At 25.2% G+C, this 1,348-nt stretch carries 3 protein-coding genes; all 3 read left to right on the forward strand.

The window, feature by feature from the left end; translation table 11 throughout:
* The first annotated feature begins 20 nt into the window (after nucleotides 1-20).
* Complete coding sequence (locus M4L39_RS14485; RefSeq protein WP_277582626.1) at nucleotides 21-395, forward strand: hypothetical protein; 375 nt, start codon at nucleotides 21-23, stop codon at nucleotides 393-395.
* Nucleotides 396-491: 96 nt separating this feature from the next.
* Nucleotides 492-800, forward strand: coding sequence for a hypothetical protein (locus M4L39_RS14490; protein ID WP_277582627.1), 309 nt, complete (start codon nucleotides 492-494; stop codon nucleotides 798-800).
* Between the two features lie 19 nt (nucleotides 801-819).
* Nucleotides 820-1,227: a hypothetical protein gene (locus M4L39_RS14495; protein WP_277582628.1), complete on the forward strand. Its 408-nt coding sequence runs from the start codon at nucleotides 820-822 to the stop codon at nucleotides 1,225-1,227.
* Nucleotides 1,228-1,348: the final 121 nt, after the last annotated feature.

Raw genomic sequence — 1,348 nt, forward strand, 5'->3', positions numbered from 1 at the left:
ACATTTAGGAGTGGTCAGTAATGAACAACAAAGTACTATTAAAAACAATCGAGAAATATAATTATGAAAAATCTTCTGGTATACATGCTACTAAAAATATGTATCGAGTTGGATTTTTATCAAAAGTATTCGGTGTGAAAAATAATGAAACTGTAGAAAATGGTATATATAACGAATATGAAAGAGAACAAATTATTTCAAATCAGACAATTAAAAAAGAAATTGTAAAACTTTGTGAAGATTATAAAGAAGCACATGAAAATAATAGAAGTGAATATCTTAAGTATCATTTATATTATAGCTTTATAAGTGATATTGAAATGATAAAAATATTCAACTTAGAACTTCACCATGAACTAGTAAAACTAAAAAAAGAAATTCATAGTTTTGATTAAGCAATGTCAAAAATTCAAAAACATATACATCTGTAAAAAAGATGTATATGTTTCAAAATAATAGAAAATCGTAGATAAAAAAACGGGGTAATGAAAATGGAATTATGTGTTTTATTAGATGAATTTAAAAACATTAAAGGTACTTTTAAAGTAGAAAATGAATTATGTGAATTAATAGATTTTTATATATTAGAACTAACCAAAGATATACAAGCAAAAAATACATTAGATGAACAATTAGTGAATCAATTTGAAACATTAGGCAAACTATCCAAATTTTACAATAGACCGATTTCTAATGAATATGAAATAAGTAATTTCATAAAAAATTATAATGAAATTGCGCCAGTAAAACTATCATATAAAACCATTAAAATTGATGATGAAGTTAAAGAACAAAAATAGGAGTGTAGGAGTGGTCATGATGAAAGAACTATATATAATTATGCAAGATGATTTGGTAACAGTAGATGTATTAGAAACTTTAGATGAATATATGGAGAGTTTTACAGACAGAGAATTGAAAGAAATTAACTATCATTACAGTGGAGAAGAAATAATGGACGAAACGAGCGATCTAATAGATTATGTAAAAATATTAGGTACTTATAATACAAAAGCTAAAATCAAGCAAATTACTTTAGATGATTTAAAAGAATTCTTTCAAATAATGAATAAACGTTATGTCGGAATGACACAATATAACGTTATTACTATTTCAGTAAAAATTTATGATACTGAATTTACAATAAACACGATAAAACAAATAGGCTTTAAGCATTTCTGCAAAGTTAGAAATTTAAAATTATATCCACCAGAAGATGATTATTAATATTTATCGCCCTCGAAAAATCGGGGGTTATTTTTATGTAAAGCGATCATTACGTCTTTACATAAAATAACCCAAAAGGAGTGAGCCTATTAGCCATTAATCCAAGCTAATAGGCTCACAT

The sequence above is a fragment of the Staphylococcus equorum genome, assembly GCF_029531845.1.
Taxonomy (GTDB): Bacteria; Bacillota; Bacilli; order Staphylococcales; family Staphylococcaceae; genus Staphylococcus; species Staphylococcus equorum_C.

Coding starts and splice junctions, on each gene's coding strand:
- M4L39_RS14485 (WP_277582626.1), top strand. CDS start 21: ATGAACAACAAAGTACTATTAAAAACAATCGAGAAATATAATTATGAA.
- M4L39_RS14490 (WP_277582627.1), top strand. CDS start 492: ATGGAATTATGTGTTTTATTAGATGAATTTAAAAACATTAAAGGTACT.
- M4L39_RS14495 (WP_277582628.1), top strand. CDS start 820: ATGAAAGAACTATATATAATTATGCAAGATGATTTGGTAACAGTAGAT.